The organism is Nocardiopsis sp. NPDC007018 (assembly GCF_040635075.1).
In the GTDB taxonomy this organism is placed as follows: Bacteria; Actinomycetota; Actinomycetes; order Streptosporangiales; family Streptosporangiaceae; genus Nocardiopsis.
Genome location: NZ_JBEYHA010000001.1, coordinates 85,035 through 106,315, shown reverse-complemented (window position 1 = coordinate 106,315; position 21,281 = coordinate 85,035). Strand labels below are relative to the sequence as shown.

At 72.1% G+C, this 21,281-nt stretch carries 24 protein-coding genes; 6 read left to right on the top strand and 18 right to left on the bottom strand.

What is annotated here, in order from left to right; translation table 11 throughout:
* Positions 1–139: 139 nt before the first annotated feature.
* Positions 140–643, top strand: a complete 504-nt coding sequence (locus ABZ635_RS00485) for a hypothetical protein (RefSeq protein ID WP_357756646.1) — start codon at positions 140–142, stop codon at positions 641–643.
* 79 nt (positions 644–722) lie between these two features.
* Here the strand turns inward: ABZ635_RS00485 and ABZ635_RS00480 are convergent, their stop codons facing one another.
* The 6 genes from ABZ635_RS00480 to ABZ635_RS00455 form a co-directional block, all read right to left on the bottom strand.
* Positions 723–1,028, bottom strand: a complete 306-nt coding sequence (locus ABZ635_RS00480) for a DUF1416 domain-containing protein (protein ID WP_357756643.1) — start codon at positions 1,026–1,028, stop codon at positions 723–725.
* The gene (locus ABZ635_RS00475; protein ID WP_357756641.1) at positions 1,025–1,870 is read right to left on the bottom strand and encodes a sulfurtransferase; all 846 of its coding nucleotides are present in this window, start codon (positions 1,868–1,870) and stop codon (positions 1,025–1,027) included. Before ABZ635_RS00475 ends, ABZ635_RS00480 begins: the two co-directional genes overlap by 4 nt.
* A gap of 371 nt (positions 1,871–2,241) precedes the next feature.
* Positions 2,242–2,328: a putative leader peptide gene (locus ABZ635_RS00470; protein WP_355267795.1), complete on the bottom strand. Its 87-nt coding sequence runs from the start codon at positions 2,326–2,328 to the stop codon at positions 2,242–2,244.
* A 272-nt stretch (positions 2,329–2,600) separates the two neighbouring features.
* Positions 2,601–2,924, bottom strand: coding sequence for a thioredoxin family protein (locus ABZ635_RS00465; RefSeq protein WP_357756639.1), 324 nt, complete (start codon positions 2,922–2,924; stop codon positions 2,601–2,603).
* Positions 2,924–3,622 (bottom strand): DUF2993 domain-containing protein, encoded by a 699-nt coding sequence (locus ABZ635_RS00460; protein WP_357756635.1) that lies wholly within the window; start codon positions 3,620–3,622, stop codon positions 2,924–2,926. The genes ABZ635_RS00465 and ABZ635_RS00460 overlap by 1 nt, the downstream gene beginning before the upstream one ends.
* Positions 3,623–3,863: 241 nt before the next feature.
* Positions 3,864–5,021, bottom strand: a complete 1,158-nt coding sequence (locus tag ABZ635_RS00455; protein WP_357756632.1) for a hypothetical protein — start codon at positions 5,019–5,021, stop codon at positions 3,864–3,866.
* Positions 5,022–5,262: 241 nt separating this feature from the next.
* Here ABZ635_RS00455 and ABZ635_RS00450 point away from each other — a divergent pair, with 241 nt between their 5' ends.
* On the top strand, positions 5,263–6,069 hold the full coding sequence (locus ABZ635_RS00450; RefSeq protein ID WP_357756630.1) for an HAD-IB family hydrolase: 807 nt from the start codon (positions 5,263–5,265) through the stop codon (positions 6,067–6,069).
* Positions 6,070–6,161: 92 nt separating this feature from the next.
* On the opposite strand, the gene ABZ635_RS00445 is transcribed toward ABZ635_RS00450, so the two are convergent.
* Positions 6,162–6,842, bottom strand: a complete 681-nt coding sequence (locus tag ABZ635_RS00445; protein ID WP_357756628.1) for a hypothetical protein — start codon at positions 6,840–6,842, stop codon at positions 6,162–6,164.
* Positions 6,843–6,944: 102 nt separating this feature from the next.
* On the opposite strand from ABZ635_RS00445, the gene ABZ635_RS00440 reads away from it, so the two are divergent.
* Positions 6,945–7,442 carry a MarR family transcriptional regulator gene (locus ABZ635_RS00440; protein WP_357756625.1) on the top strand — a complete coding sequence of 166 codons (498 nt, stop codon included), beginning with the start codon at positions 6,945–6,947 and terminating at the stop codon, positions 7,440–7,442.
* Positions 7,443–7,557: 115 nt separating this feature from the next.
* On the opposite strand, the gene ABZ635_RS00435 is transcribed toward ABZ635_RS00440, so the two are convergent.
* The 7 genes from ABZ635_RS00435 to ABZ635_RS00405 form a co-directional block, all read right to left on the bottom strand.
* Positions 7,558–8,508 carry an NAD-dependent epimerase/dehydratase family protein gene (locus tag ABZ635_RS00435; RefSeq protein WP_357756622.1) on the bottom strand — a complete coding sequence of 317 codons (951 nt, stop codon included), beginning with the start codon at positions 8,506–8,508 and terminating at the stop codon, positions 7,558–7,560.
* A gap of 231 nt (positions 8,509–8,739) precedes the next feature.
* Complete coding sequence (locus ABZ635_RS00430) at positions 8,740–8,838, bottom strand: AURKAIP1/COX24 domain-containing protein (protein WP_013155353.1); 99 nt, start codon at positions 8,836–8,838, stop codon at positions 8,740–8,742.
* 220 nt (positions 8,839–9,058) lie between these two features.
* Entirely contained in the window at positions 9,059–9,694 is a 636-nt protein-coding gene (locus ABZ635_RS00425; RefSeq protein WP_357756620.1) for a histidine phosphatase family protein, read from the bottom strand.
* Between the two features lie 34 nt (positions 9,695–9,728).
* Positions 9,729–11,030 carry a glutamate-1-semialdehyde 2,1-aminomutase gene (hemL, locus tag ABZ635_RS00420; protein ID WP_357756617.1) on the bottom strand — a complete coding sequence of 434 codons (1,302 nt, stop codon included), beginning with the start codon at positions 11,028–11,030 and terminating at the stop codon, positions 9,729–9,731.
* Between the two features lie 101 nt (positions 11,031–11,131).
* Positions 11,132–11,701, bottom strand: a complete 570-nt coding sequence (locus tag ABZ635_RS00415) for an RloB family protein (protein WP_357756614.1) — start codon at positions 11,699–11,701, stop codon at positions 11,132–11,134.
* Complete coding sequence (locus tag ABZ635_RS00410; RefSeq protein ID WP_357756611.1) at positions 11,698–13,080, bottom strand: ATP-binding protein; 1,383 nt, start codon at positions 13,078–13,080, stop codon at positions 11,698–11,700. The genes ABZ635_RS00415 and ABZ635_RS00410 overlap by 4 nt, the downstream gene beginning before the upstream one ends.
* A gap of 158 nt (positions 13,081–13,238) precedes the next feature.
* Positions 13,239–13,901, bottom strand: coding sequence for a phosphatase PAP2 family protein (locus tag ABZ635_RS00405; protein ID WP_357756608.1), 663 nt, complete (start codon positions 13,899–13,901; stop codon positions 13,239–13,241).
* A 292-nt stretch (positions 13,902–14,193) separates the two neighbouring features.
* On the opposite strand from ABZ635_RS00405, the gene rraA reads away from it, so the two are divergent.
* A complete protein-coding gene (gene rraA, locus ABZ635_RS00400) occupies positions 14,194–14,676 on the top strand; it encodes a ribonuclease E activity regulator RraA (RefSeq protein ID WP_357756605.1) in 483 nt (160 codons plus the stop codon).
* Positions 14,677–14,801: 125 nt separating this feature from the next.
* Here rraA and ABZ635_RS00395 read toward each other — a convergent pair whose 3' ends face one another.
* Positions 14,802–15,521 (bottom strand): hypothetical protein, encoded by a 720-nt coding sequence (locus ABZ635_RS00395; protein WP_357756603.1) that lies wholly within the window; start codon positions 15,519–15,521, stop codon positions 14,802–14,804.
* Between the two features lie 204 nt (positions 15,522–15,725).
* Between ABZ635_RS00395 and ABZ635_RS00390 the strand changes: the two genes are divergently transcribed.
* The gene (locus tag ABZ635_RS00390) at positions 15,726–16,997 is read left to right on the top strand and encodes a sensor histidine kinase (RefSeq protein WP_357756600.1); all 1,272 of its coding nucleotides are present in this window, start codon (positions 15,726–15,728) and stop codon (positions 16,995–16,997) included.
* Positions 16,994–17,647 carry a response regulator transcription factor gene (locus ABZ635_RS00385; protein ID WP_357756597.1) on the top strand — a complete coding sequence of 218 codons (654 nt, stop codon included), beginning with the start codon at positions 16,994–16,996 and terminating at the stop codon, positions 17,645–17,647. The genes ABZ635_RS00390 and ABZ635_RS00385 overlap by 4 nt, the downstream gene beginning before the upstream one ends.
* A 120-nt stretch (positions 17,648–17,767) precedes the next feature.
* Here the strand turns inward: ABZ635_RS00385 and ABZ635_RS00380 are convergent, their stop codons facing one another.
* From ABZ635_RS00380 to ABZ635_RS00370, 3 genes are all read right to left on the bottom strand, one after another.
* A complete protein-coding gene (locus ABZ635_RS00380; protein WP_357756595.1) occupies positions 17,768–18,427 on the bottom strand; it encodes a bifunctional DNA primase/polymerase in 660 nt (219 codons plus the stop codon).
* Between the two features lie 91 nt (positions 18,428–18,518).
* Complete coding sequence (gene hemB, locus ABZ635_RS00375; RefSeq protein WP_357756592.1) at positions 18,519–19,517, bottom strand: porphobilinogen synthase; 999 nt, start codon at positions 19,515–19,517, stop codon at positions 18,519–18,521.
* A 62-nt stretch (positions 19,518–19,579) separates the two neighbouring features.
* On the bottom strand, positions 19,580–21,271 hold the full coding sequence (locus ABZ635_RS00370; RefSeq protein WP_357756589.1) for a uroporphyrinogen-III synthase: 1,692 nt from the start codon (positions 21,269–21,271) through the stop codon (positions 19,580–19,582).
* Positions 21,272–21,281 lie beyond the last annotated feature (10 nt).

The following is a 21,281-nucleotide window of genomic DNA, read 5'->3' as shown; positions in this document are numbered from 1 at the left end:
CACACACACAAACTCGACATAATGGACACGGTGCCGCCGTGGCCGAACCGCACGGCACCGCCCGGGCCCACATCCCCCACCCCCTGACGCGCCCCGCCCGGGTGAAACCCCGGGCGCGGGCGGTCGGCGAGGAGCCCCCATGATCGTCCAGACGCACGCGCTCCCCCTGCTCGGGCTACTCCTCCAGAGCGCCGCGCTGGTCCTCTTCGTCCTGGGAGCGATCTGGAGCTTCCGACGCAAGCGGTTCACCTGGAGCGAACGGGCCCTGGCCCGCGAGGAACCCACCAGCGCGGAGCGGCGCCCGGTGCGCGCCCACCTGCGCGACGGCACGGTCGCCCCCGACCCCGCGCTGGCCCACCTCACGGTCAGGGCGGCCGAACACCGCGTGCGCAGGCTCGACAACCCGTGGCTCGTCAGCGGCGCGAGCGTCAACTGCATGGGGATCAGCCTGTTCTCGATCCACTACTCCTACCCGGGCCCGGTCCTGTGGATGGCGTTCGCCCTGTTCCCCCTCGCCCTCTGCGCCCCCTTCGTCCGACAGGTCGCACTCGACCGGGCGCGACGGGCCCTGGAGGCCAACCGGGAGCTGGCCGCGCTCCACGTGGTCGTCCCCGAGGAGCCCGCCGCGCCCCGGGAACGCTGAGGGCACGCGAACGGCGCGGCGCCGGTGTCGGACCGAGTGACACGTCCCGACACCGGCGCCGCGCGCGGTGGTACTACCGTCAGGCCTCGACCCGGACGTCGATGACCTTGCCGACCTCGGCCGTCACCCGGTACTCGCCGGTGAAGCCCTGGGAGGCCAGCACCCGCAGCTTCCACTCGCCGTCCGCCGCGAAGAAGCGGAAGGTGCCCTCGTCACCGGTGGCGACCTCGCCGACGAAGTCGTCGGAGGCGTTCAGCAGCCGGGCGTAGGCGCCGCGCAGGGGCTGGCCGTCACGGGTCACCGTGCCCTGGATGACCGCCTGGTTGCCCGCGTCGACGTCGGCCAGGGCGACGCCGCCCTCGGGTGCTCCGCAGCTGTCACTCACTTGGCCTCAGCCTCTCCGAGCTCGACCGGGACGCCCACCAGGGAGCCGTACTCGGTCCACGAGCCGTCGTAGTTCTTGACGTTCTCCAGCCCGACGATCTCGTGCAGGGCGAACCACGTGTGCGAGGAGCGCTCGCCGATACGGCAGTAGGCGATGATGTCCTTGTCGAGGTCCACACCGGCGTCGGTGTAGAGCGCGCGCAGCTCCTCGGCGGTCTTGAAGGTGCCGTCCTCGTTGGCGGTCTTGGCCCACGGGATGTTGCGCGCGGTCGGGATGTGCCCGGGACGCTGCGAGGTCTCCTGCGGCAGGTGCGCGGGGGCCAGCAGCTTGCCGGTGAACTCGTCGGGGGAACGGACGTCGACCAGGTCCTTGGTGCCGATGGCGTCGACGACCTCGTCGCGGAAGGCCCGGATGGACGCGTCCTGCTCCTTGGCGCTGTACTCGGTGGCGGCCCGCTGCGGGACCTCCTCCACGAGTTCGCGGGAGTCGAGCTCCCACTTCTTGCGGCCGCCGTCGAGCAGCCGGACGTTGTCGTGGCCGTAGAGCTTGAAGTACCAGTAGGCGTAGGCCGCGAACCAGTTGTTGTTGCCGCCGTACAGGATGACCTGGTCGTCGTTGCCGATGCCCTTGGCGGAGAGCAGCTTCTCGAACCCGGCGCGGTCCACGAAGTCACGGCGGACCGGGTCCTGGAGGTCCGTCCTCCAGTCGATCTTCACGGCGCCGGGGATGTGGCCCTTGTCGTAGGCGGACGTGTCCTCGTCCACCTCGACCAGGACGACGTCGGCGTCGTCCAGGTGAGCCTCCACCCATGCGGCGTCCACGAGGACGTCTGAGCGGCTCATGGGGAACCTCCTGTGTTTCTGTGCGGTGTCGCGTGTGCGGTCGGTGCGTCGCGTTCCGGGGGCGCGGTGCCCGGAATCAGGGGTCTCAGGCGGCCTTCCCCTACCCCGGGGGAGCACCGGCTCAACACCGGGTTCGGGAAGGGATGGGGAAAGGCACTACGCGTGGTCAGGGGCGGGCGCGGCGAGGTCGAGCCGTTCCGGGCAGCGCGGAGGATGACTCCGGGGTCACCGACAGTGGCGGCGGAGCCGGGGCGTCCGTCGGGTCTGGTCGGTTTCCGGGAGGGACGACGGGTGTACGGCGTCGTCAACCACAGCGTGCGCGGAAGGGGCCGGTCGCACGGGGCGAGCGGGGGCTCGAAAGGCCGTCCGCCCTAGGGACACGGACAGAGCGCGGCAGCGACGCGGCAGAAGTCCACCGCTCGTCGCTTCGTCAGATACGCGCTCGTCAAGGAAGTCACGCCCTAGACGCTACAGCCCGGCGCTCGCTCTTGTCACTGGTGTCCTGGATCACAGGACGATCGTTCCAGAATGTGGGACGAATCGGGCTTCCGGGGCCTGTGGAGCGCCCGGGGGGCGGGCCCATCGCGCCGAGGTCGGCCTCGTGCCGGGAAGCGGGGCGCGCGATCAGCACGACCAAGGCGACCATGGCGACCGGGTCGGCTCGGCGGTCACGGGGCCGATCGGGACGCCCTCGGCTCCGGGGCGGGGTCGGCTCGCGTCGCCGAGGCCCTCAGAGCACGGCTTCGCCGAGGGCGGCGATCACGTCCGCGCGGCGGGGCTGGCCCTCCGCCCGGCGCACCACCCGCCCCCCGGCGTCGAGCACGAACACCGCGGGGGTCGAACGGACCCCGAGTCGGCGCACGAGGTCCAGACGCGACTCCGCGTCGACCTCCACGTGCGCCACCCCCTCCACCATGCCCGCCACGTCTTCCAGGACGCGACGGGTGGCGCGACAGGGCTGGCAGAAGGCGCTGGAGAACTGCACGAGCGTGGCCCGTGCGCCCAGCCCGGCGCCGAGCACGTCGGAGCCGAGCGTCTGGGCCGCCGGGTCCATCAGACGGCCTCGGAGCCCATCAGGGGGACGTCGGTGCCGGTGCCGGTGATCCGGAGGCCGTTGGACGTGGCCTCCATGTCCTTGGCGGTCAGGCCGAAGGGCAGCTCGGGCACCTGGGCGCTGAAGGTCAGCATGTTCGAGACGAGGTCGTCGATGTTGACCGGTACGTCCCCCACCTCGATGCCGACCGGGGTGACGTGCAGGGTGTCGCCGTCGACCGTGAACTCGCCACCGCTGGAGACCGAGACACTGCGGCCCATCTCCGGGACGGCCAGCTCACCGTTGATGCGCGGCTCGCCGTTCTCCGTCGTGATGGTCATGCCCTCGGGCAGGTACGGGTTGAAGTAGGCGTAGGGGACCACGAAGGAACCGTCCACCTTGCCCGCGGTCACCGTGGGCTGGTCCATGAGGTCGCTCAACGGCGCTTCGACGTCGGAAGCGGTGGCCTCGATGTTCTCCACCGTCACCCCGCCCATCGTGGCGCTGGCGGCCTCGATGTTGACCTCGGTGTAGGTACCGCTGACCACCTGCGGCAGGAAGGCCCAGCCCTCGATGGACACGTCCGGGTCCTCGGACATCTCCATCTGGTCGGCCAGACGGCCGGCCAGGGTGTTCTGCGCGAACGAACGCGCTCCCACGTCCGCCACGACGACGAGGGCGGCGAGCAGGATCAGGAAGACGACAAGAAACTTGCGCATCGGGCTCCCAGCAACTTTCTTTGGCTCCGGCGCGGCTCTCGGCTGGGTCATCCGGCCGGTCTCGGTCACACGCCATCGGCACCCGACGGGTGCCGGTCATGAAAAACCTGTAGGGAAGGGTACTTCACCCGGGATGGGACGCCGCAGGCCCGTACATGGTTGCGCGGGAGGGCGGTGTCACGGGTGGAACGCGGTCCCGCCGGCCGTGCCGGAGGGACGAGCGGAGGCGCATAATGCCTGGTCAGCGGGGCATCAGCATGGCGGCGAGGCCGTCTGTCGCGGCGGCACCGGAGAGGGAGAGCTCGATCACGTTGGTGGCCACCACGTGCGCGGAGAGGCGCCGTGTGAACTCCATGACGTGCGGCTGCTGCTCGTGCTCCTCCTGGGCCAGCTCGTCCCGGTAGATCGCGTAGACGATGCGCTGGAGGGGGGCGCTGGGCACGGTGTGCGCGGCGAACAGCAGGGTGTCCGGCTCGCGCTTGGAGACCTCGGCCACCACCGCGTTGGCGAGCTGGTCGAACCCGGCGCCCTGGCCGTCGGCGAGCGTGTAGATGGTGATGACGCCCCGGAGCTTGCTCGGCGGGGCGGGCGGGGCCTCGGCGTAGAGGTCGTCGTAGTTCTCGGCGTTACGGCGCTTGCGGCGCACGGGCTGCTCCTGGGGCTCGTCGTCGAGTTCGTCGTCTTCGTCGTCGTACTCGTCGTCGTAGTAGTCGTCGTACTCGTCGTCATAGGCGTCCCGGCGCGGCTTGGCGGCCAGCGCTCCGGCGCCCCACAGGGACGAGACCGCGCCGAGGAGCAGGAGCGGGCCGAGGACGCCCAGCCCCGCGCGTCCGACCACGACGGACAGGAGCACGGCGAGCGCGACCAGGCCCAGCACGGCCAGATCGGTTCGACCGGAGCCGCGCGGACCGCGCCGCACGAGGGCGACGGTCGCGAGGACGAGGAGGACGACGACGAAGCCCTGCACGCCGTTGACCAGCGTGCGGGGAATGAGGTCGTAGTGGTCTCCCAGGGGAGGGAAGGCGGCGTCGAAGCGGCCGCTGATGCGGTCGACGCCGAGCACCACCAGGGGGACGATGGTCAGGGCGGTGACGAAGAGCCGCGTCGTGAAGCGACCGTTGGGCGAACGGACGGCGAACTCCACCGCGCCCCAGGCCGCGAAGAGCGGACCGAGGAGGCTGACACCGATATGCAGGAGTCGGAAGGTGACCTGACCGAAGTCGAAGAGCACCCCGATCACCGCCGCGCTGAGGCCGACCGTCATCGCCAGGGACGCGATCAGCCAGGCGACCGCGGCGACGCCGGGACGGCGTTGGGCATACGCGGTCAGCGCGGCGGTGGCGCTCCAGCCCACCAACGCGCTGATGAATGTCAGTCCTACCGTGACCATCCCGACCATGATGCTGCACGGTCAAGGGTGGATGTGCACCGCGTGCACTTTTTCGGGTACGACGACCATGGAGATCCCGCAGAGTGGAGCCCGAAACCAGGCTCTACACTGTGATCTTCATCACCAGCTTTCACGCCGTCGCCCTGTCGCCGCGCAGCGCCCACGGGGGGCCATAGGCTCGCAGTACGCGGGGAAGCGCCACCCCGGACATCCGGAGGGCTGCCTCCCCCACCACAGCCAGGAGAGAACCGTGTCACACGACGCCGTTTCCCCGAAACCGGTCGGCCCCGGAGCCGCTTTCTTCGACGTGGACAACACACTCATGCGGGGCGCGTCGATCTACCACTTCGCCCGCGGCCTCGCCTCCCGCGACCTGTTCACCACCCGCGACCTCATGCGGTTCGCGTGGGGACAGACGGTGTTCCGGGTGACCGGCAGCGAGCAGCCCGAGCACATCAACGCGGCCCGCGAGGCCGCCCTCGCCTTCGTCGCCGGACACGACGTCGAGGACCTGGTCACCCTGTGCGAGGAGATCTACGACGACACCATGGCCGACCGGATCTGGGAGGGCACCCGCGCCCTCGTCCAGGAGCACCTGGACGCTGGCCGCCCGGTGTGGCTCGTCACCGCGACACCGGTGGAACTGGCCCAGATCATCCGCCGCCGCCTCGGACTGACCGGTGCGCTCGGCACCGAGGCCGAGTGCGTGGACGGCGTGTACACCGGGCGGCTCAACGGCGACCTCATGCACGGTCCGGCCAAGGCCGTCGCGGTGCGCGCGCTGGCTCGCCGGGAGGGGTGGGACCTGTCCGCCTGTTCCGCCTACAGCGACTCCTCGAACGACCTGCCCCTGCTGTCGCTGGTCGGGGACCCGCACGCCGTCAACCCGGACGGGGACCTGCGCCGCTACGCCCGTACCCACGAGTGGCCGGTGCACGACTTCCGCAAGCACCGGGCCGCGCTGAAGGTGGCCCTGCCCGCCGCCGTCGCGGGCGCGGTGGCCGGAGCCGTGGCGGTGCGCGCCGTCAGACACCGCAGAGCGCTCGCGCCGCGCTGAGCACGACCGAACCACCAGGAGGCCGCCGCACGGCCGCCCAGGGCCCCGTACGGCCCGCGCGCCCGGCCTGGGGCCGTCGTCCGGCACCGGCCTCACCGGCGCCGGTAGAAGACGGGACGGGCCCGCATGCCCTCGGCCCGTAGCGTCGAGCGCACCCGCCGGAAGAAGTCGGGCCTCGTGATCTGGGCGAGCAGGAAGCGCACCGGCCCGCCCGGCAGGCGCACGTGGTTCACGAGCGTCCAGGACGCGTCGTCCAGCGGCTGGAGCAGGGTGGAGTTGTCCACCCCCAACCGGTCGACGTACCAGCGGGCCAGCTCCTCCCAGACGGCCACCGCCCGTTCGGGGTCGGGAGCGGTGAAGTGGTTGAGGAGGAACACCGCCGAGGGGTCGTCGCCGGTCTCCCCGATCCGCCGCGTGTTACGAGCGGTCATCACGAGTTCGCCGTCCAGCTGGCGGTAGGGGGCGCTGGTCAGCACCCGGGCCACGTCGGCGGGAGTGGCCACGGTGACGATCAGGACGGCGTCGAAGCGCGGCGCCCCCTCCAACGGGGGCATGAACACGGCCTCGTACACGGTGCTGGACACCACCGCCGGCAGATCCTCCAGCTCCTCGGAGAGCACCCGGAACCGCGCCAGGACGCGTTCGCGCTCCCGGTCGCGCCGGACGAAGGGGCCCCGGGAGGGAGGCGCCACACGGGCTCCGACGTACACGTAGCCGTACGGAAGCGGGTCGAGGAAACCGCTCCCGGCGGGCTCCCCGGGGTTCCTGGGCATGGCGGGCCTCTCCTCCGGCAGCCCGGGCGCGGAGGTCCCGGCCCGTGCCCGTACCCTAACCCGAAGCTTCGGATTCACCAACAGTTGGAGAACACACACCACATGATCGACGACACGACCGGAGACGGGACACCGGACACGCCCGACGAACGGGACCGCCAGCTCGTGGCGGAGCTGGGCGTCGTACCGCGGTTGGAGGTCTACTTTCGGCGGGTACGCGCGGAGATGCCCCCCGACGTCGCGGAGGTGTTCTCACGGCACGGACTCACCGCGCGCCACGGCGGAGCGCTCGCGCAGCTGGCCGTGGTCGCGTCGGTCGGCGTGTCCGAACTGGCCCGGCGCATGTCGGTGTCACTGCCCACCGCCAGCGAACTGGCCGGGGACCTCAGACGGGCGGGGCTGGTGGTCGCCCAGGAGGACCCGGACAACCGCAGACGCACCCTGCTGAGCCTGGCCGACGACCACCGGCGCTCCGTGGAGTCGCTGGTGGCGGCACGGGCCGCGCCGCTGCGACGGGCGATGGAGCGGCTGTCCGCACGCGACCGGGAGGGGTTCGCCGCCGGACTGCGCGCCTGGGCGGACGAGTTGGACGAGCACTGAGTTGGACGAGCACTGAGTTGGACGAGCACTGAGGGGGTCGACGCCGCCCCCGGCGTGCCGCGCCCGCGCCGTCCGTGGCAGGGAGCTCCGGCCACCTTGGGCCGCGCTCCGGCCGCTAGCGGCCCAACGTGGCCCGGGCCAGGGCGATGACGTGGATCGGGCGGAGCCCGGCCCCACGGGACCGACCGCCCCGGGGCGCGCCGCGACGCCCGTGCGCGTACGACTCGAAGGCCTCGATGGAGCTGTAGGCCGGGGACCACTCCAGGGCCCGGCTCAGCGGCGCCGGGTCCAGACGGGACGCCTCCAGCCCCGCTCGCACCGCCCGGGCGGCGCTGGAGCTGGCGTAGTCGATCCGGCCGTGCCGGGCCACCCCGCGCAGGACGCGCAGGCCACGCGCGGGGACCGGCAGACGCTGGCCGCCCACGCGGCGCAGGCAGTGGGAGAGCGGGACCGCGTCTGCCCCGGAGACGTCGAAGAAACCGGTCCGGTCGCTGAGCGCCATGCGCACCAGCGCCTCGGCCCCGTCGTCCTCGTGCAGGAACTGCACGCGCGGATCGCGGCCCATCACGGTGGGCACGACACGGGAGTCCAGATAACGGGTGAGCGGGGTGTCCACCGAAGGGCCGATGAGGTTCGCGAACCTCAGGACGGCCACGGACAGGTCCGGGCGGCGGCGCTGGAGACCGCGCGTGTGCCGCTCGACCTCCGCCGCGTCGTCGGCGTCAAGGGTGGCGCTGGAACGCACCACCAGGCGGCGGACGGTGGACGAGCGCTGGGCGGCGCCCAGGACCCGCATGGTGCCCAGGAGGTTCTCCTCCCGGTTGGGGTCGTCGCCGGCGTCCAGACCGAGGTGCAGGACCAGGTCGGCGCCGGACTCGGCCACGATGCGGTCCAGGCTGCCGTCGTGCAGGTCGACGTGCTGGTACTCGACGCCCGGGGCGCCGTGCGGCACGGGGGCGGAGTCCACGCCGATCACCCGGTCGACACCGGGCCCCCGGCTCAGGGTCCGGGCGACCCCGGCCGCGAGGGGGCTGGAGACCCCGGTGACGAGTACGACACGAGCCATGGAGACACGTTCCTTGGAAGGAGACGGTGGTGATCCGGATGGGCCACGGACCGCTCACCTCTCCGAGGAGGCGACCCGGTGACGGTGACCTGTGTTCCACAACAGTCGTGCACCCGGAAAATTCCGCCGCTCCGGCCGGGGCCGGGCAGGGAAAGTGAAGTGTCTCCGCGTCCGGGGCGTGCCAACGGCCCGCCCGCGCCCGCGGAGAGACGACCTACGTCGCGAACGCTCCTACTTCTTGTTGCGACGCGCCACACGCGTGCGCTTGAGCAGCTTGCGGTGCTTCTTCTTCGCCATCCGCTTGCGGCGCTTCTTGATGACGGAACCCATGGGATCACCTTCTCGCTGACGAGTGAGTACGGACATGCCGAACCACTGGTGACGAACACCTGCTGGCTCGGATGCGGTTGCTGGGCTCGCCCGGGCACACGCGCACGGGGCGCGGGTGGCCGGTGCGACCGGGGCGGGCCCCGGGGAGGACGACGGTCACTGGTACACACGTCTACCGCACCCGTGGGCCCAGCTTACCGCTACGGGCAACCCGGCCGGATCACGCCCCGGGAAGAGACGGACCGTCGCCGTAGAGCACGGCGGCCGGTTCGGCGTAGCTGACACTGGCCAGCCGCTGATCCGCGAAGGTCAGCGACGTGACGCTGGCGAGGTTACATTCCCGCAGGTCGGGTCGGTGCCACAGCCGCCTGCCCTCGGCGGCGCGACGGGCCATCCAGATCGGCAGCTGGTGGCTGACACACACGGCCTCGCGGCCCCAGGCGGCCCGGCGCACGACCTTGATGACCTCGACCATGCGGTCGACGATGTCCTGGTAGGGCTCGCCCCACGAGGGCCGGAAGGGGTTGTACAGGCGCTTGAGCACCTGGGGGTCCCGCGCCGACTTGGAGGACAGCGACATCCCCTCGAACTTGTTGGCCGCCTCGATCAGGCGGTCGTCGAGGCTGACCGGGAGGTCGAAGGCCTTCTGGAGCGGTACGGCCGTCTCCTGCGTACGGTCCAGCGGTGACGAGTACAGGGCCGCGATGTCGTGGCCCTCGAACCACTCGGCGGCCATCTCGGCCATCCGCTGCCCCCGGTCGCTCAGGTGGTAGTCGGGGAGTCTGCCGTACAGGACCTTGTCGGGGTTGAACACCTCTCCGTGCCGGAGCAGGTGGACGACGGTGGTCGTGGTCATCGTGGAGGTACTTCCTTCCGGGGTGCGGGTCGGTTCAGCCCTGGGACTGGGCCCGTGCCGCCGCCCGGGCGGCCGCGGGCAGGGCCCCGACCACCCTGTCCACGGCGGCCTCGTCGTGTGCGGAGGAGAAGAACCACGCTTCGAACGCGGCGGGCGGAAGGTAGACGCCCTGTTCGAGCATGGCGTGGAAGAACGCGGCGAACACCCGGGTGTCCGTGGTGCGGGCGCTGTCGAAGTCGGTGACCTCGGCGTCGGTGAAGAACACCGTGAAGAGGTTGCCGCCGCCCTGGACGCGGTGGGTCACGCCCTCGGCGGCGAGCGCCTTGGAGACCTCCGCCTCGACGCGGGCGGAGACCCGGTCGATGTGCGCGTACACCTCGGGGGTCGCGCCGCGCAGGGTGGCCAGCCCGGCCGCGGTGGCCAGCGGGTTACCGGAGAGGGTGCCCGCCTGGTAGACGGGTCCGTTCGGGGCGAGCCGGTCCATGATCTCGGCGCGGCCGCCGAACGCCGCCGCGGGCAGGCCGCCTCCCATGACCTTGCCGAAGGTCACGAGGTCGGGGGCCACGCCCTCCAGGCCGAACCAACCGGAGGCGCTGACCCGGAACCCGGTGAGGACCTCGTCCAGGATCAGCAGCGCACCGTGGGCGTGCGCGATCTCCTTGAGGCGGGCGTTGAACCCGGCCCGGGGCGGGACGACACCCATGTTGGCGGGGCAGGCCTCGGCGATCACGCAGGCGATCTCGTCGCCGTGCTCGGCGAAGGCGCGCTCCACGGCCTCGACGTCGTTGTAGGGCAGCACCAGGGTGTCGGCGGCGCTGGCACCGGTGACGCCCGGGGAGTCGGGGAGGGCGAAGGTGGCCAGCCCCGATCCGGCGGCGGCCAGGAGGGCGTCCACGTGGCCGTGGTAGTTACCCGCGAACTTGACGATCTTGCTGCGCCCGGTGAACCCGCGCGCGAGGCGGATCGCGGACATGGTGGCCTCGGTACCGGAGTTGACCAGCCGGACCTTCTCGACGGGGGTGCGCTCGACGATCAGCTCGGCCAGCTCCACCTCGCCGGGGGTCGGGGCACCGTAGGAGGTCCCGGCGTCGACGGCCGCGTGCAGGGCCTCCACCACGCTCGGGGCGGCGTGCCCCAGGACGAGCGGCCCCCACGAGCAGACGAGGTCGACGTACCGGCGCCCGTCGGAGTCCGTGAGGTAGGGGCCTTCGCCCTTGACGAAGAACGGCGGGGTGCCGCCGACCGCCCCGAAGGCGCGGACGGGCGAGTTCACGCCGCCGGGGACGACGTTGGCCGCCCGCTGGAAGAGCTCTGCTGAAGTCTGTTGAGTACCCACCTCACCAGTGTGTCAGCTGTGTCCCGCCCGGCGACCGTGACCCGCCCCGCAACGCACGCGCGCCCGCGGGGGGCGGGGCGCGCGTGGCGGGGGCGCGCGGTTCACTCCCGCAGGATCACGCGGATGAGGCGGTGCACCCCGGTGCTGGGGTCCCCTCCGGGAGGGAGGAGTTCGGCACGCTCGACGGCGTCCTGGAGGCCGTGCGCGAAGTCCTCGAACCGGGTGCGGCCCTTGCTCCAGGAGGGAAGGAGGGCTTGGAGGGCCTTCTCGGCCTTGGCTCCGGAGCCGAGCGCCGCCCGGTGGTCGCCGAGGTGGAGGAGCAGCCAGGTTTCGAAGGTGGGCGTGGAGCAGGCCGTCTCGACACCCTGGCGTGCGGCCTCGCGGCAGAGTTCGGTGACGTCGTCCCCGTCCGTGTCGAAGACCGCCCAGACCCCGGTGTAGTCGTCGCCTCCAGCGTCCTCGGCGGCACGCAGGACCCGCTCCCTCTGGGGGTGTTTGGCCCGCCGGACCCGCACCGTGTGGACGCGGACCCCGTCGTGCCCGCGCATGGAGTCGAAGTAGCCCTTCTCGGTCTCTCCCTCGCAGACGATCAGGTAGACACGCCGTTCCTCGCGGCGGGGAGCCCGACGCCGGAGAGAGGTCTCACGCTCCCGTTTGGCCCGTTTGCTCACTCTGAGACGCCCCAGGTCGCGAGTGCGGCCTCACGACGGCTCAGAGCCGCCCGGAACAACTCGTCGTCGATGTCGGGGACCGCCCCGTAGCGGCCGACGAGGTAGCGGCGGGCCCGGCTGTCGTCCCCCCTGGGCTTGAAGTCACTCAGCGGGTAGAGAGTGGAGCGGCCCCGGTCGTCCTTGTCCACGAACCAGATGTGGTCGCGCATGAGCACTTCCTCACCGCGCACGCGTCCGAGCAGGGCGGCGTCGTGGCTGGTGAAGACCAGCTGGGCACCGTGGGGGTTCTGTTCCTCGTCCTGGAACAGGGCGATCACCCGGGCGGAGAGGTAGGGGTGCAGGCTGGCGTCGATCTCGTCGACCAGCAGGACACCACCCGTTTCGAGGGTTCGCTGCGCCTCGTACCCGAGGGCGGCGAGGGTACGGGTGCCCTTGGACTCCTCGTCCCAGGTGAGTGGTCGGGCGCACTCGTCGCCCTCGTGGTGGAACAGCAGTCCCGGCGGGGTGATCCGTGTGATCCAGTGAGAAGCGTTGGCGGCGGCCGCCCGCTTCCCTTCGCGGGCGAGCGCGCGCCTGGTCAGGGACTCCCGGAATCTGGAATCGATCCCCTTCGGGTGGGGGTCCCGCGCTCCGTAGGAGTACCACAGGAAGGGCGTGCTCGTTTCTCCGGAGACCGGCGCCGGTTCCAACTCCACCGATCGCACCCCGGTACCGGCGGACTTCAGGAGTTCGCTCAGGTGGACCATCCGGTCCTCGGACACACTTTGCCGCGTCAGCCACGCCGGAGGCCCCGGGCGACGTTCCTCCGCGAAGGTGAGGTCGTCGGAGAACCACCGGTAGATCGGTTCGACATCCTCGTTGGAGGCGCGCGCGGCGATGGTCAGGAAGAGGATGTTCGGACCAGTGATGTCTTTGACCTGCCGAAGCTTGGCCGGAGTGCTGTCCCCGAACGTGAACTCCGCACCGTCACGCTCGAAGAGAACACGCCTGCGACCCTTCGGATACGTGTACAACCACTCCTCAGTCACACGTTCGTCGTCGATGGCGAAGCCGTAGGTGTGTCGTACTCCGGAGAGCTTGAGGTCGACCACGAAGATCGATGGCTCACTGGCCGACTCCGTGTCCAGAGCGAAGGGGACTCGGGCGATGCCGCCGCCGGGTTCCGCGTTGTTCATGGACCAGCGAACGGTGTCCCGCATGAAGGCCAGCGCGTCGAGCAGGTTGGACTTCCCGGAGGCGTTGGCTCCGAAGACTCCCGCGACGGTGACGGCCTCCCAGTCGGCGGATTCGGGGCGGGCGTCGTCGTAGACGGGGGTGAGCAGGAGTTGCTGTTCCTCACGGATGGACTTGTGGTTCTCCACGCGGAAACTCAGCAGCATCGGGCATCACTCCCCTGTCGTTCGGTGGCTTGGTCGCGGTTTCTCGCGGAAAAACCACACAGGGGAAGCATGCCACGAGCACGGGGCAGCCAACCCTCGGTCCCGCGACGCACGCGCGCCCCGCCGGGGGGACGGGGCGCGCGTGGGGGGCGGACGGGTCAGGCGTCGCTGTGGGCGTTCTCGCGGACGCGTCCGGCCTCGGGGCCGCGCGCGGGGGCCTCGGCGAGGAGGAGGGGGCGCAGGCGGTCGTTCTCCGCCAGCTTGTCGACGAGCGCGGTCATCGGGCGGGCGGCCAGGAGGGAGACCAGGGTGGCGACGAGGGCGCCGACGACCAGGCCCACGGTGACGTCGTGCGGGTAGTGGGCGCCGACGAGGACCCGGGAGAAGGCCTCCAGGAGGGCGAAGATGACGGCGGCGACGGCGAAGCGGCGCCAGGCGATGATCACGGCGGCGGCCGCGGCACCGGCGATGGCGGCGTGGTTGCTCGGGAAGGACCAGTCGCCGATCGGGTCACAGGTGGCGATCGTGCTCAGATCCGTCATGGCCTGGCAGGGCCGCAGCTGCTCGAAGAACGACTTGATGGTCAGGCTGACCGTGTAGGCGATGACGGTGGCCACCGGCGCGAAGAGGGCGAGGCCGACCAGGCGGGAGTTGGCGGACCGGGCTCGCCACCAGGCCAGGAGGAACAGGATCGCGAACACGCCGAGGAACAGGTCGGTGCCCCATTCGGCGGCCGTCTGCATCCAGGGGTCGAGTCCTTCGGCGAACTCGATAATGGCGCGCGACCAGGCGGCGCTGACGGCGAAGATCTCGGAGACCATCTCTCTCCAGGGGTCGTACGGGGAGGAGAGCCGCCCTGACGGCAGGGGGAAGTCGGGGCGACGTCCCGGTGACGGGACTCCCACGAGCGGATGACGGGAAGGTCCTTATCCTGTCATCCGTCGGACCCCCCTGGCGCCGTCGAAGGCCCGAAACCGACGAAAGAGACACGGCTGGTCGACCAAAGAGACACGGCCGGGCGTTCCGGAGAACACGCCTCCCGGTCGGGGCACCGCTCTGTACCGACGAGTAGCTTGGGGCCGACCACTCGCTCACTCACGGACCGGAGCTGTCATGGCCACGGACTTCACCACGGCGGACCTGATCGACGACCACGGCGACACGCTGAGGAGCTGCTCCACGCAGTTCCGGCAGTTCGGAGGGCACGCGGTGTTCTCGGGACCGATCCGGACCGTCCGCTGCCACGAGGACAACGGTCTGGTCAAACAGGTCCTGAACACCCCCGGTGAGGGCGCCGTCCTGGTGGTGGACGGCAACGGGTCGCCGCGCAGCGCGCTGATGGGCGACATGATCGCCGAGGCCGCCGTACGCAACGGCTGGGCCGGGGTCGTCATCAACGGTGTGGTCCGCGACACGGTCGCCCTGGGCCGGTTGGAGCTGGGCGTGAAGGCGCTGGGCTCCAACCCCCGCAAGTCCCTCAAGGACGCCGCCGGGCGCCTGGACGTACCGGTCACCTTCGGCGACGTGACGTTCGTGCCCGGCGAGTGGCTCTACAGCGACCACGACGGCGTCGTCGTCAACGCCACGGAACTCTAGGCGCGCCTCCGCACCCGTGTGGGACCCGCACCCGCGTGGGACCCCCGGCGCCCTCCGATTCCCCTCGCGGACGCCCGGCGGCGCGGGGCCCCACACGGTCCCCGCGCCCTCCATGGGCCCGCACGTCACGCGGGCTCCTCGGGCCCCCTCCAGGACTGGTCTCCCAGGAAGGGCACCGCACAGCCCAGCAGGATCACCGGCAGCAACAGCATCGGCGCCACGGCAGCCCACTGCGCCCCCGGCGCCAACAGGCCCACGGCCCCCGTGAGCGCGCCGACCGCGGCGACCCCGCCGCCCACCGGCCAGCGCGCCCGCCGCCACCAGCGGGTCGCGGGGGTGTCGCGCCCCTCCCGAGTCCGCACCACCGGCACCAGCAGGCCCAGGCCCACCAGGAACGCCGCCATGATCAGCGCCACCAGGCGGTCGGGGCCCAACGGCAGGTCGCGGCCGGACTCCGAATACAGGATGACCACGTGAACGGCGAGCAGGAACCCGGACAGGAGTGCCAGGTGCAGGTCCAGCAGCCAGCCCGCCGAGCGCCGCGACCAGAACACCGGCAGCCGGAGGGCCCGCTGAAACCCCGACCCGACGCGCGCCCCGACCGTGACCACCGCGACCAGCAACAGGACCACCCCCGGCACCGCCGAGGCGAACAGCCAGCGCGGCGTCATGGTCGGTTCGCCGTCCAACCCGACCTTCCCGCTGGGCACCGTCTGCGGGATCTCACCCCACAACGCCACCGTCACCCCGAGCCCCACCAGGGCTGTCAGGGTGGCGAACGCCGCCCCGACCCAGGGGACGGGCACCGCGCCCCTCGCCTCCGCCGTTCCCGTGTTCGCCGCCATCGCGTTCCCACCCTCCGGTCGCACTCCGCATCGTTCTGGTGGCGACGATAGGAAGACGGGACCGGCGGGCGCATCGACCCCGGGGCACGCGGCGGTCACGGCCCGGCGGAGCCACCGGACGTGCCGGAGGTCATGCCCCGAACGTGCCCGCGACCATGACCCGGGGCCCATGGCGCCGCGCCGCCTCCCCGTTACCCTCGAAGAATGCGGAGCACCGATTCCCTGCCGGACCTCTCCTCGTGGGTCGCCCCCCGCGCGTTTGGACCTCCCCGGGTCCTCAACCTGCTGTTCTGGGCGGCGATCGTCTCCACCGCGCTGACGTACGGTTTCGTGTTCCTAGCGGGCCTGGAGTCCTTCCCCTCCGGCGACCCCCGGATCGACGCCGTGATCACGGTGAGTGTCGGGTGCCTGGCGGCCTCCTGCGCCCTGTGGCCGCTCCTGGCCTGGTCGCCCTCCGCCCCGTGGGGGCGCCGCCTCGGCAGCGTCCTCTTCCTCGCCGTGTCCGTGTTCTCGCTGGCCTCCAACAACTACACCGTGCTCATCCTGGTGTGCCTGGCCACGATGAACGCCATCGCGGTGTTCGGGCTGGCCGGCGCCTGCGGCTACGCCGCCTTCCTCGGCGGCGTGAACCTCGTGATGGTCCTGCTGATCCCCGGCGACCCGCTCCTCATCGGCCTGGTGACGACCGGCAGCGCCCTCTTCCTCGTCCTGGCCTCGGGCCTGGTGTACGTCGCCCTGCTCGTGGCCTCCCAACGGGCCGAGCGCACCCGTGAACTGCTGGCCGAGCTGGAGGCGGCGCACGTCGAACTGCGCCGCCACGCGGACCGGGTGCGGGAGCTGACCGTCTCCGAGGAGCGGGCGCGGATGTCCCGCGAGATGCACGACAGCACCGGCCACTACCTCACCGCGCTGACCATGACGCTCGCCAACGCCGTACGCTTTCGCACCGCGCGCCCCGAGGCGGCCTGGGAAGAGGTGGAACAGGCCCGCGAACTGGCCCGGGACGCCCTCACCGACACCCGCCGATGGGTGCGCGCCCTGCGCCCGCTCCAGTTGGAGGGACGAGCGGGGAGCGCGGCCATGCGGGCGCTGGCGGAGTCCTTCGACGGCGGCGGGGCGCGTGTCGTCTACGCCGAGCCCGGGGGCTGGCCGTCCCTGTCGCAGGAGGCCGAACTGGTCTGTTACCGGGCGGTCCAGGAGGGGCTGACCAACGCGATGCGGCACTCGGGCGGCGACCGGGTCGACGTGGAGGTGGGCGCCACCGCCGAGGGAGCCTTCGTGGCGGTGTCCGACAACGGGACCGGAGCCGAGGAGGGGGCCGCGCGGAGCGGGTTCGGCCTGCGCGGCCTGCGCGAGCGGGTGGCGTCCGTGGGGGGCGCGGTCAGCGCGGAGAACCTCCCCGGCGGAGGGTTCCGGCTGAGCGTGACGGTCCCCGCCGACCGCACCGCACCGACCGTGGTCGGGGGCGCCGCGTGAGACCGGTCTCCGTGCTGATCGTGGACGACCAGATCCTCCTCAGGAGTGGGCTGCGCAAGCTCCTGGAGATCGAGGAGGGCGTCGAGGTCGTCGGGGACGCCGCCGACGGAGTCGAGGCCCTGGAGTTCCTCGCCTCGCACCCGCCGCCCGACGTGGCCCTGGTGGACGCCCGTATGCCGCGCATGGACGGGATCGAACTCGTCACCCGTATGCGCGACGAGCACCCCGGTGTACCCGCGGTCATCCTCACGACGTTCGACGACGACGCCCTGGTCTTCGCGGGGCTGCGCGCGGGCGCCCGCGGCCACCTGCTCAAGGACGTCCCGCCCGACGAGCTGGTGCTGGCCCTTCGGCGGGCGGCGCGCGGTGAGACCGTATTGGGCGGCTCCGCCGCGGACCACCTGGTCGCCGCCCTCGACGCACCCCGGGCCGCGCCCCCGGGCGCCGCGCCGGTACGGCCCTCCCCGCTGTCCGAACGCGAGTGGGAGGTGGCGCGACTGGTGGGCACGGGCGCCACCAACCGGGAGATCTCCCGGGCCCTGTTCGTCACCGAGGGGACGGCGAAGAACCACGTGACGAGCATCCTGCGCAAGCTGGACCTGCGCGACCGCACGGCACTGGCGCTGTGGGTCGGCGGCCACCGCGACTGAGCCGCCCCGGTCGCACCGTCAGTGCGCGCAGAGTTCCGCCAGGGGTTCGCGGGTGCTCTCGACCGAGGCCAGGGCCCGGGCCAGACCGGGCTCGTCCCCCTCGTCGAGTTCGCGGCGCGGTCAGGCGCCGGGAGCCGCGAACTCCTCGCTGGCGTCGTTGAGGATGTCCAGGACCGCGATCGGGTCCGGCAGGACCACCGCGCCCTCAAGGTCGCGGGGGGCGCGAATCCAGGTGACGCGGCCGCCCGAGGTGAGCGCGGAGGGGGCACCCATGACGAAACTGTCCCGGCAGTGCCAGCGCAGGCCCGGCATGGCCTCGACCGCCTCGGGGACGCAGTCCAGGTGGCACGACCACCACTCGTCCTCGTCCATCGGGGACCGGGTGGCCACGAAGAACAGGTAGCGGGCGTCCTGCGCGGCGACCGGGCCCGCCGGTACGCCCGCGCGGCCCATGCGGGCCAGGGCCATCACCCCGGCCTCACGGGGAACGTCCAGCACGTCGAAGACCCGGCCGGTCGGAAGCACGATGTTCGCCCGGGGGCTGGCCGTCCACCACCGGCGCAGGGTCTCGGGGTCGGTGCTCGCCTCCACGCCCCAGGCCGCGCTGACCGGGTGCGCCGCCGGGTCCGGGCAGCCCATCCGGTCGCACGTACACGCGCGGTCCTCGCCCGGAGAGGTGCCCCGCGCGACCGGCCAGCCCAGCTCGGCGAAGCGCAGGGCCGACTCCACCATGCTGTCGGTGGCGTGGCGTCGTTTACGTCGGTACAACACGTCGGCCATGCGGTACTCCCCGGTCGTGGTCGGTGCGGGCGCGGCCGGGAGGAGGGTGGCCGAACCCCGTCGGCCGCGACCGGGGCGTGGGCCTGGACGCTCAGCGCAGCAGGCGGGCCGCCTCGGTGGCCCAGTACGTGAGGATCTGCTCGGCCCCCGCGCGCCGGTAGGAGGTCAGGGTCTCCAGGATCGCCCGCTCTCGGTCCAGCCAGCCGCGCTCGGCCGCCGCCTCGATCATCGCGTACTCACCACTGACCTGGTAGGCCGACACGGGAACCGGAGAGGACTCCGCGACCTTGGCCACCACGTCGAGGTAGGCCAGGCCCGGTTTGACCATGACCATGTCGGCGCCCTCGGCGACGTCCAGGGCCACCTCGCGCAGGGACTCGCGGACGTTGGCCGGGTCCTGCTGGTAGCCGGAGCGGTCACCGAACCGGGGCGCGCCCTCGGCCGCCTCGCGGAAGGGGCCGTAGAACACGGACGCGTACTTGGCGGCGTAGGCGAGGATCGGGACGTGCGCGAACCCGGCCCGGTCCAGCCCGGCGCGGATCGCCCCGACCTGGCCGTCCATCATGCCGCTGGGCGCGACCACCGCCGCCCCGGCCTCGGCCTGAGCGGCGGCGATGGACGCGTACCGCTCCAGGGTGAGGTCGTTGTTGACGTGCCCGTCCTGCTCCAGGGGGCCGCAGTGGCCGTGGTCGGTGTACTCGCACAGGCAGAGGTCGGCCATCACCACGATGTCGTCGCCGACCTCGGCGGCCAGGTCGCGCAGGGCGACCTGGACCACGCCCTCGGGGTCGTCGGCCTGCGACCCCACGGCGTCCTTGTGCTCGGGGATGCCGAAGAGCATCAGACCGCCCACCCCGGCCTCGACCGCCTCACGAGCCGCCTTGCGCAGGCTGTCCCGGGTGTGCTGCACCTGGCCGGGCATCGAGGAGATCGCCACCGGTTCGGAGAGCCCCTCCTTGACGAACATCGGCAGGACGAGGTTCTCCGGGAGCACCCGGGTCTCCGCCACCAGCCGACGCAGCGCCGGCCCCCGGCGCAGTCGGCGCGGCCGGGCTACGGGGAACTCTGCGTCTGCGCTGGCGGCGGTCATGGGCACTCCCGGGTGGGCTCGTGGGTGGTCGGGAACCGAGGGCACGGTTCGGGGTTGGCTTCTCAGAGCTTGCGGCGGCGTCCGCGGCGCTTCTGGCTCGGCTTGAGGACCGGCTTGCCCGCGTCGATCGCCTCCTGGCGCTTGGCCGCACCGTACTCCGAAAGCGCCTCCGCGAGGGAGGAAACCGAGGCTTTGGGTGCCACCACGTCCACGCGCAGGCCGAACTCGACGGCGGTCTTCTCGGTCTCGGGGCCGATCACGGCGATCGCCGTGGTGTTGTGCGGCTTGCCCGCGATCCCCACGAGGTTGCGCACCGTGGACGAGGACGTGAAGAGCACGGCGTCGAAGCCGCCGCCCTTGATCGCCTCGCGCACGGGCTGGGGCGGGGGCGCGGCGCGCACGGTGCGGTAGGCGGTGACGTCGTCGATCTCCCAGCCGAGGTCGGTGAGCCCGGCGGCGAGGGTCTCGGTGGCGATGTCCGCACGCGGCAGCAGGACCCGCTCGATGGGGTCGATCTCCGCGTCGTAGGGCGGCCAGACCCCGACCAGCCCCTTGCTGGACTGGGCGTCCGCGGGCGGTTCGAGGTCGGGCTGGATACCGAAGTCGCGGACGGCCCGGGCGGTGCTCTCGCCGACCACGGCGACCTTGACCCCGGCGAAGGCACGAGCGTCCAGACCGTACGACTCCAGGCGTTCCCGGATCGCCCGGACCGCGTTGACGGAGGTGAAGGCGACCCACTGGTAGCGGCCGGTCACCAGGCCGCGTACGGCGCGCTCCATCTGCTGCGGGGTGCGGGGGGGCTCCACCGAGATGGTGGGCACCTCCTCGGGCACCGCGCCGTAGCCGCGCAGCTGGTCGGAGAGGGCCACGGCCTGCTCCTTGGTGCGGGGCACCAGGACGCGCCACCCGAACAGCGGCCGGGTCTCGTACCAGGACTGCTCGGCCTGGCGGGCGACCGGTGCGCCGACGATCATCAGCGCGGGCGCCGTGACGTGGTGGTTCTTGGCGTCCGTGGACTTGAGTTCGGCGACCAGGCGGGCCAGCGTCGAGGTGACGGTGGTCTGCCGCGTGGTACCGCCGGCGCGCACGACGGCGACCGGGGTGGTCGCGGGACGCCCGCCCGCGACGAGCGCCTTGCACACGACGTCGAAGCCGGGGCCGCGGTGTTCGGGCGGCTCCTCCGGCGGGGCGTCGGCACCCAGGATGACCAGGGGCGCGTCGCTGGCGGCGGCCTCCTGCCAGTCGACCCGACGCTCACCGTGCGGGCGGGCGTGCAGGACGCGCAGCTCGGGTTCGTCGTCGTCGAGCAGGGAGATCCCGCCGAAGGTCGGGACGGAGGTGATCGAGGAGACCCCGGGGGCCACCTCGACCTCGACGCCCGCTTCGAGGCAGGCGGCGACCAGGGCGGCGCCCCGGCAGCCGAAGAAGGGGTCGCCCGAGTACAGGCGCACGACCCTGAGGCCCTCCCGGGCGCGGGTGACGGCGAGCGTGTTGACGTCGCCGCCGCACTCCGCGGCCTCCACCACCGTGACGTCCTCGGAGCAGTGCGCGAGAAGCTCCTGGCGGAAGCCGGCGAGCTCCTCGGCGGCGGGCTCGCGGAGGGTGACGACCACGTCGGCCCGGCTCAGCAGGTCGGCGCCGCGCAGGGTCAGCAGGTCGGCGCCTCCCGGTCCGGCACCGACCAGGGCGACGTGACCGGTCGCGCGTTCGCGGGGACGCGGTTCCTCCGGCTGGGGGCTGGCGTTGGCGTTCACGTACTGGCTC

What these genes read in the sequence shown, in the direction of transcription:
- ABZ635_RS00380 (WP_357756595.1), bottom strand. Translation starts at nt 18,427, where the DNA reads ATGGCCGACGTGTTGTACCGACGTAAACGACGCCACGCCACCGACAGC.
- rraA (WP_357756605.1), top strand. Translation starts at nt 14,194, where the DNA reads ATGGCCACGGACTTCACCACGGCGGACCTGATCGACGACCACGGCGAC.
- ABZ635_RS00445 (WP_357756628.1), bottom strand. Translation starts at nt 6,842, where the DNA reads ATGCCCAGGAACCCCGGGGAGCCCGCCGGGAGCGGTTTCCTCGACCCG.
- ABZ635_RS00475 (WP_357756641.1), bottom strand. Translation starts at nt 1,870, where the DNA reads ATGAGCCGCTCAGACGTCCTCGTGGACGCCGCATGGGTGGAGGCTCAC.
- ABZ635_RS00485 (WP_357756646.1), top strand. Translation starts at nt 140, where the DNA reads ATGATCGTCCAGACGCACGCGCTCCCCCTGCTCGGGCTACTCCTCCAG.
- ABZ635_RS00435 (WP_357756622.1), bottom strand. Translation starts at nt 8,508, where the DNA reads ATGGCTCGTGTCGTACTCGTCACCGGGGTCTCCAGCCCCCTCGCGGCC.
- ABZ635_RS00425 (WP_357756620.1), bottom strand. Translation starts at nt 9,694, where the DNA reads ATGACCACGACCACCGTCGTCCACCTGCTCCGGCACGGAGAGGTGTTC.
- ABZ635_RS00455 (WP_357756632.1), bottom strand. Translation starts at nt 5,021, where the DNA reads ATGGTCGGGATGGTCACGGTAGGACTGACATTCATCAGCGCGTTGGTG.
- hemB (WP_357756592.1), bottom strand. Translation starts at nt 19,517, where the DNA reads ATGACCGCCGCCAGCGCAGACGCAGAGTTCCCCGTAGCCCGGCCGCGC.
- ABZ635_RS00390 (WP_357756600.1), top strand. Translation starts at nt 15,726, where the DNA reads ATGCGGAGCACCGATTCCCTGCCGGACCTCTCCTCGTGGGTCGCCCCC.
- ABZ635_RS00395 (WP_357756603.1), bottom strand. Translation starts at nt 15,521, where the DNA reads ATGGCGGCGAACACGGGAACGGCGGAGGCGAGGGGCGCGGTGCCCGTC.
- ABZ635_RS00430 (WP_013155353.1), bottom strand. Translation starts at nt 8,838, where the DNA reads ATGGGTTCCGTCATCAAGAAGCGCCGCAAGCGGATGGCGAAGAAGAAG.
- ABZ635_RS00460 (WP_357756635.1), bottom strand. Translation starts at nt 3,622, where the DNA reads ATGCGCAAGTTTCTTGTCGTCTTCCTGATCCTGCTCGCCGCCCTCGTC.
- ABZ635_RS00405 (WP_357756608.1), bottom strand. Translation starts at nt 13,901, where the DNA reads ATGGTCTCCGAGATCTTCGCCGTCAGCGCCGCCTGGTCGCGCGCCATT.
- ABZ635_RS00440 (WP_357756625.1), top strand. Translation starts at nt 6,945, where the DNA reads ATGATCGACGACACGACCGGAGACGGGACACCGGACACGCCCGACGAA.
- ABZ635_RS00465 (WP_357756639.1), bottom strand. Translation starts at nt 2,924, where the DNA reads ATGGACCCGGCGGCCCAGACGCTCGGCTCCGACGTGCTCGGCGCCGGG.
- ABZ635_RS00410 (WP_357756611.1), bottom strand. Translation starts at nt 13,080, where the DNA reads ATGCTGCTGAGTTTCCGCGTGGAGAACCACAAGTCCATCCGTGAGGAA.